Origin of the sequence: Novosphingobium beihaiense, assembly GCF_022832375.1 — a bacterium.
Lineage (GTDB): Bacteria > Pseudomonadota > Alphaproteobacteria > Sphingomonadales > Sphingomonadaceae > Novosphingobium > Novosphingobium beihaiensis.
The window spans coordinates 47,575-54,198 of sequence record NZ_JALHLG010000028.1 but is presented as its reverse complement, the minus strand read 5'-3'; the positions used below and the strand labels follow the sequence as shown (position 1 = coordinate 54,198).

3 protein-coding genes are annotated in these 6,624 nt (G+C 69.0%); all 3 read right to left on the bottom strand.

Annotation, left to right across the window (positions count from 1 at the left end):
• Positions 1 to 2,906 (bottom strand): UvrD-helicase domain-containing protein (locus tag MTR66_RS15785; RefSeq protein ID WP_243922769.1); only part of this gene is annotated, 2,906 nt, incomplete at its 3' end.
• Entirely contained in the window at positions 2,903 to 5,893 is a 2,991-nt protein-coding gene (locus tag MTR66_RS15780) for a PD-(D/E)XK nuclease family protein (RefSeq protein ID WP_243922767.1), read from the bottom strand. The genes MTR66_RS15785 and MTR66_RS15780, both read right to left, overlap by 4 nt.
• Positions 5,886 to 6,611, bottom strand: a complete 726-nt coding sequence (locus MTR66_RS15775; protein ID WP_243922764.1) for a nucleotidyltransferase family protein — start codon at positions 6,609 to 6,611, stop codon at positions 5,886 to 5,888. Before MTR66_RS15775 ends, MTR66_RS15780 begins: the two co-directional genes overlap by 8 nt.
• Between the last annotated feature and the right edge of the window lie 13 nt (positions 6,612 to 6,624).

The following is a 6,624-nucleotide window of genomic DNA, read 5'->3' as shown; positions in this document are numbered from 1 at the left end:
GGCGGACGAGGCTCGGCGGGCGGGCCGCGCTGGAGCCATGACGGCAGCGGCTCGCGCAGCGGCAATTCGGGGGCGCCGGTCTCCGCCGGGACAGGCGCGGGCAATGCCCCGTGTTCGCAGCGCGAGCCCCAGATCGCGTCCCCGATCTCCGCTTCGGGCGGGAACAGCTCGCGCAAGCGGGCGTACCAGCTCTTGGGCGGTGGTCCATCCTTGTCGCGGCGGCTGAGCGCGCCGCCCACGAACAGCGCTTCCTCGGCGCGGGTCATGGCGACGTAGAGCAGGCGCCAGTGTTCTTCCTCGTCGGCCTGCCGGTTGGCCTCGATCCGCTCGGCAATGCGGCCCTGCTTTTCCTCGCGCGAGAGCGGCGGCAGCGGGATCGCGCGGGCCTCGTTGGCGGGATCGGGCAGATCGAGCCCGCGCTCGCGCGCGCTTTCGGGATTGCCGGCGGCATCGGCGAGGATGACGATGGGCGCCTGCAACCCCTTGGAGCCGTGCACCGTCATTACCCGCACCAGCCCGGCGGCATTGTCCGCCTCGCGCTTCAGCTCGCCGTCTCCGGCATCGAACCAGGCGAGAAACCCGGCGAGGCTCGGCGTATCGGTGGCGACATAGGCCTTGGCGGCATTGATCAGTTCGTCGATCGGATCGTTCGCCTCGGTCCCGAGCCGGGCGACCAGCTTGCGCCGCGCCTGCCATGGCCCCACCAGCAGCCAGTGCAGCAATTCCTGCGGCGGCTCGTAATCGGCGAGTGCCAGCAGCCCGGCGAGCTGCTGCACCGCCGCCGCCGCATCGCCCTCGCGCGAGCGGCGCAAGTGATCCCACAGGCGCGTGTGTCTGGGGCGATAGCCGTGTTGCAGCAATTGCTCCTGGCTCCAGCCCACCAGCGGCGAGACCAGCAGGCTGGCGAGATTGAGATCATCCCACGGCTGCACCGCAAAGCGCAGCGCGGAGACCAGATCCTTCACCGCCAGCGGCGCGCCCAGACGCAGGCGGTCGACGCCCGCCACCGGCACGCCCGCTGCGTGCAGCCGCGCAACGATCAGCCCGGCGAGTTCCTTGCGCTGGCGCACCAGCACCATGACATCGCCCGCCGTGGCCCGGCGCGGCTTGCCCTTCACCAGCGTGAAGCCCGGCCCCAGCGGATCGAGCCATGCCCTGACCTGCCGCGCGATATTGTCCGCCATCCGCCGGTCCGGGCGCGAGAGCCAGGTCTGGGCGGTGCCCTCTTCCTGTTCCTCGTCCTCTTCGATGTCCTGCGCGGTTTCGCTGACGGGCTGCCACAGGCCGACATAGCCGGGGCGCGCCTGCCCCTCGTGCCGTTCGGGCGCATGATCGAGGCCGAAACTGGCGTGCCCGATCCCGGCAATCGCCCGGTCGACGAAATCGAGCACGTGCTGCGCGGTGCGGAAGCTGCGGTCCAGCCCCAGCTCGATCAGCTTGCGCGCGCGATCGTTGCTGCGCAGCATTTCGGCGTTCTCCGCCGCCAGCAGCATTTCGCGGCGAACGCGGTCGGCAGCGCGGCGGAAGTTTTCGGGGCTGGTGCCCTGAAAACGGAAGATCGCCTGCTTGTAGTCGCCCACCACGAAGAGCGTGCGCATCGCATCGCCGCGCTGGCCCAGCCCGGCCCAGAACTCTTCGGCCATGGCGAAGATGATGTCCCACTGCGCGGCATTGGTGTCCTGCGCCTCGTCGACGAGGATGTGATCGAAACGGCGGTCCAGCTTGTAGCGGATCCAGTCCGCCTGATCCTTGTTGCCCAGCAGATCGGCGGCGCGGCGGATCTGATCGTCGAAATCGATCAGCCCTTCGCGCTGCTTCGCCTCGTCCCACGCAAGCGCGAAAGCCCGGCCCAGACGCAGTGCCGGAACCAGACGCTCCGCCAGCGACAGCAGCGCGGCAGCGGCGCGGACACCGGCAATGCGCTCGATCACCCGCGCGGCATAATCGGCATAGGCCGGATCGAGCTTCTCCAGCGAAGCGCTCGACCGGGGCAGGCCCTTTTGCGTCAGGAACACGCTCGCCAGCGCGTCGATGCTCTCCAGACGCTGCGCCGGATTGCCCAGCAGCCATTCGCTGATGGCATCGACCGCGCCAAGCCCGGTCTTGGTGCCCCACTCATGGTTCACTTCCATGCAGCGGCGCAGCGAGCGGGTGTCGAACGCTTCGTCGCTGCACATCGCGGCCAGCCAGTCCGCATCGGCCTCACTCGGCAGGCCGAGCAGGCGCAGCAGGTTGAAGCGCATGTCGCCCGACTGCCAGCTTCCCGGCCCGATCCACGCTTCGCGCGCGGAGGCGCAGCGCAGCAGGAAGCCGGTCACGGCATCGGGGCCATGGCGCAGCGAAAGTTCCTCCACCGCGCGCAGCAATTGCGGATCGCCCAGCGGATCGCTTTCGGCATGGACCAGCAGATCCGCCAGCACCTGCCGCGCCAGCAGCACGCGCTCGCGGTCTTCCATCGGGCGGCTGCCGGGGATGAGGTCCGCCTCCAGCGGGAAAGTCGCGAGCAGCCATTGCGAGAAGGCGTGGATAGTATCGATGCGAAGCCCGCCGCCGGGGCAATCGAGCACGGCGGCGAACAGCGTGCGGGCATGGGCCAGCGTAGCCGGATCGGCCGGTGCGCCGATGGCTTCGAGCCGCACGAACAGGTCCGGATCGCTCAGCCGCACCCATTCGGCCAGCGTGCCGTTGATGCGCGCGGCCATTTCAGTGGCGCCTGCCTTGGTGAAAGTGAGGCACAGGATCTGCGAAGGCTCAACGCCCGGCTGCAGCAGAAGCCGCAGCACGCGGGAGGACAACACCTGCGTCTTGCCCGTGCCCGCCGAGGCGGAAAGCCACACCGTCTCGCGCGGATCGACGGCAAGGCGCTGGTTGCCGTGCAGCGGATGGACCGTGGCGCCGCCGCTCATGCTGCATCCTCCGTGCCGGTATCGCCCCCAGTATCACCGAGGGTCGTGAGCCACTCATCAAGGCGCATGAGCTGATCGTAATCGGCGTAGCTGCCCAGTTCGGGATTGAGACGTGCGGTGAAGGGTTCGGTGCCCAGGATCCACCGGTCCAGCGCATCGTTGAGGAAGAATTCGCTGGTCGGCAGGAATTCCTCGCGCGGCAGGCCGGACTTCTTGCGCCCTTCCAGCACCGGTTCGAACTGATAGCCCATTGCGCCGCTCTTGGCCTTGGCCATCGACCAGTATTCGAAGCCGGTCACATCGCCATTGATGCCCTTGAAGCCGTTCGCCTCGGCAATCAGGCCGATGAGCCCCAGTTGCAGCGCGAAGCCTTCCTCCACCCGCTTGCCGGAGGGGGGCTGGCCGGTCTTGTAATCGACCACCGCCAGCGTGCCATCGGCCTTGCGGTCGATGCGGTCAGCGCGGCCGTGGATGCGCACGTCGCGGTAACGCATGTCGCCCCACTGCTCGACGCCGAGCACTTCGCGCCCTTCGGCCTTGGCCTCCAGAATCATATGCTCGAACGTCTCCAGCGCGGCGGCGAGGCGCGGCCACCACAGCACGCGCATCAGCGGGTGCGCGTTGGCCTCGGTCAGCACCTGCTGCGCGATGGCGTGGAGGCCGTCCGGCGGCTCGCCCGCCTCGTGCCAGCGCTGCATGATGAGGTGCGCGACTTCGCCCTTCCACGCCGCGCTCGGCTCGGCATCGAGCGGATCGAGGCTGCGCAACCCGAGAATGGCATTAGCATAGAACTGGTAGGGATCGCCGCGCAGACGGTCTAGTCCGGTGACGGAGACATCCACCTTCCGCTCTTCGGCGGACGGCATGGGCTGCGGGCGCGGATGCGGCGGCACCCGGGCGGCATCATCCAGCATCCGGGCAAGGCGCAAGGTTTCCCGCTCGTCATGGCGGCCTGCCTGATCGCCCAGCATGGCCCTGACCCGCAGCACGAAGCGCGAGGGGATGACGGGCCCGCCCTCGTCGCGCTGCGGCCAGCTCAGCACCACTTCGGGCGCGCCTAATGCTGCGGCAAGGTCATGCGCGGCAAGGCCGATGCGGAAATCGGCGCCGGGCACGCCCAGCGCGCGCAGCACGGCGGGCGGCAGCAGCGAATCCTGCGAAGGCGAGGCAGGCCATACCCCTTCGGCCAGCCCCCCGCAGATGACGAGATCCGCCCGGCTCATGCGCGCTTCGAGCAGGCCGTAGATCGCCACGCGCGGATGCCCGCCCCATGGCGGACGCACCGAAACGCGGTCCATGGCATCGCGCAGCACCGCGTGCAGCTCGCGCGGATCGAGCAGGGTTCCGGCGGCATCGGCGGCTTCGCGCAAGTCCTCCACGAACGCGCCCAGCGCCCGGCCATCGGGCCCGGCCCACACCGCCTCGCCGCACAAGGCCTCCGCCGCATCGGCCAGCGCGCCGAGCAGGCGGGTGAACGGTTCGCTTTCACCGAATGCGAAAAGGGGCGAGAGGATGGCTTCAACCATGCTCCACCATGCGCCCAGCTTGTGCTGTTCGGCGATCCCGGCGAGCGCTTCCAGACCGGCTGCCGGGCGCGGGCCGCGCAGGGCGAGGTCCAGCTTGCGGGCATTTTCCAGCCATTGGGGGCGCCCTTCCCCGCCGCCCGCCAGCGGATGGACCAGCAGCGCGATCAGCGGCACCGGCGCGGCCTGATCTGCGAGCACTTCGGCGAGCAGCAGCAACAAGCGCCCCGCCGCCGTCTGCGGCAAGGGGCGGCCCGCCGTATCGTCCGCCGCGATGCCCCAGCGCTGAAGGTGCGAGACCACTCGCGCGGCCAGACCGCGATCGGGCGAGATCAGCGCCACGCGGCGTTCGGGCTGTTCCAGCGCCTCGCGAATCAGCACGGCGATGGCCTGCGCCTCCTCGCCGGGGTGCGTGCTTTCCATCAGCCGCACGCCCGGCAACCGGCGGTGTTCGGGCTTCAGTTCCGCCCAGACCGCCGAAGCACGCGGCGGCAGGAACAAGTTGGAAATCACCTTGCTGCGCACCGGCGGCGCGGCGGACACACCGGAGCGGTGCCAGGGCTGCACTTCCTCGCGGGCAATGCCCATGCGGTTGAGCAGCAGTTTAAGGTGATATTGCGGGTGCGTCACCGCGTCATGGCGGCCGAAGGGCGGATCGCCCTTTTCCGCGGGCGCCCCGGCCGTGCCCAATTCCTCCCAGACCTCCGGCGCCAGCGCCAGATCGAGATCGGGCAGAATCACGCTGCCGCGCTCCAGCTCGCTCACCACGCGCAGCAGTTTCGCCAGCGCGGGCGAAGCGCTGGTCACGCCTGCCGCGACGACCGGGTGCGGCGGCGGTTCCTCGCGCCAGCGCCGCGCGGCGTGTTCGAACAGGCGGTTGCGGCGCTCGGGCGCATCGATCTGGCCGCGCTCGGAGAGTTCCGCGATCCAGTATTGCTGCACCATCAGGAAAGTGCGGGTATTGTCGCTCCAGTGCCCGGCCAGATCGCCGACGAGGCCGATCACCTCGTCCGACATCAGATCGATCGGCGCGATGCCCTCGACCAGCAGCCGGTCCATGGTGCGCCCGATTTCCCACGCCCGGCGCAGCAGGGCCGCACCCTTCCCGGCCTTGTCTCCCTCCACTTCGCGCAGATAGTGCGCAAGGCGCAGCCAGCGGCGCGTGGAATCGGCGGCAGGCGGAATATCCGCCGCCCCCAGCGGATCGAGCAGCGGCCCCAGCGTCTCGTCCAGATCGAGATCGCCCACTACCGCCATGCGCGGCAGCAGCATCCCTTGTCCTGAATGACGAACGAAAGCCTCCGTCACCGTGCGCACGGTACGGCGGCTCGGCAGCAGCAAGGTCAGCCGGGCGAGGCCCAGATCGGGCTCGGCGTAGCGCGGGACCAGCCCGGCCACCAGGGCATCAGCGAAACCGCGATGGGCGGCGATGGAATAGATGCGGGGCCCGGCCCTCTCAGGCACGGGTCAGCCATTCCTCAGTGGGCTTGATCGCGGCCGGTTCGCCCACCTCGCACCACAGCCCCATGTGCGAGACGGCGTAAAGCCGTCCTTCCTCGATCGCGCGGGTCCACAGGACGTTCGTCGAAAACGGGCCCTCGGGCGCATCGCGCAGCAACCGGTGCGACACGATCTGAACGCCCATGTAGATGAAGGGCGCAACGTAACCCCGCTTGCGGCGGGTCACGCGGCCTTCGGCATCGAGGTGGAAATCGCCTGCGCCGCGATGGTTCAGCGCGCGTGTGTGCGGCACCACCAGCAGCAAGGCATCCATCCGTTCCGGATCCCATGCCTGCGAGAGTTCGCTGAACACATTGTTAGGGCCGTCCAGCCAGATGTTGTCGCTGTTGAGGCAAAAGAACGGATCGGGCAGCATCGGCGCGGCCTTCACCATGCCGCCGCCGGTTTCCAGCAACTGCTCGCGCTCGTCGGAAATTCGCACGTCGGGCGCGCGCTTGCGGACCTTGAAATGGCCTTCCAGAGCGTCTGCCAGATAATGCACATTGACGACGGCATGCGCCACGCCTGCGCTTTCCAGCTTGTCCAGCGCATGGTCGATCAGCGACTTGCCCGCCACGCGCACCAGCGGCTTGGGCTGCGTCGCGGTAAGCGGCCGCATGCGTTTGCCCAGCCCGGCGGCAAGGATCATCGCCGTATCACTGGCGAGAGCTTTTCCGGCCATGCTTGAGACCTTT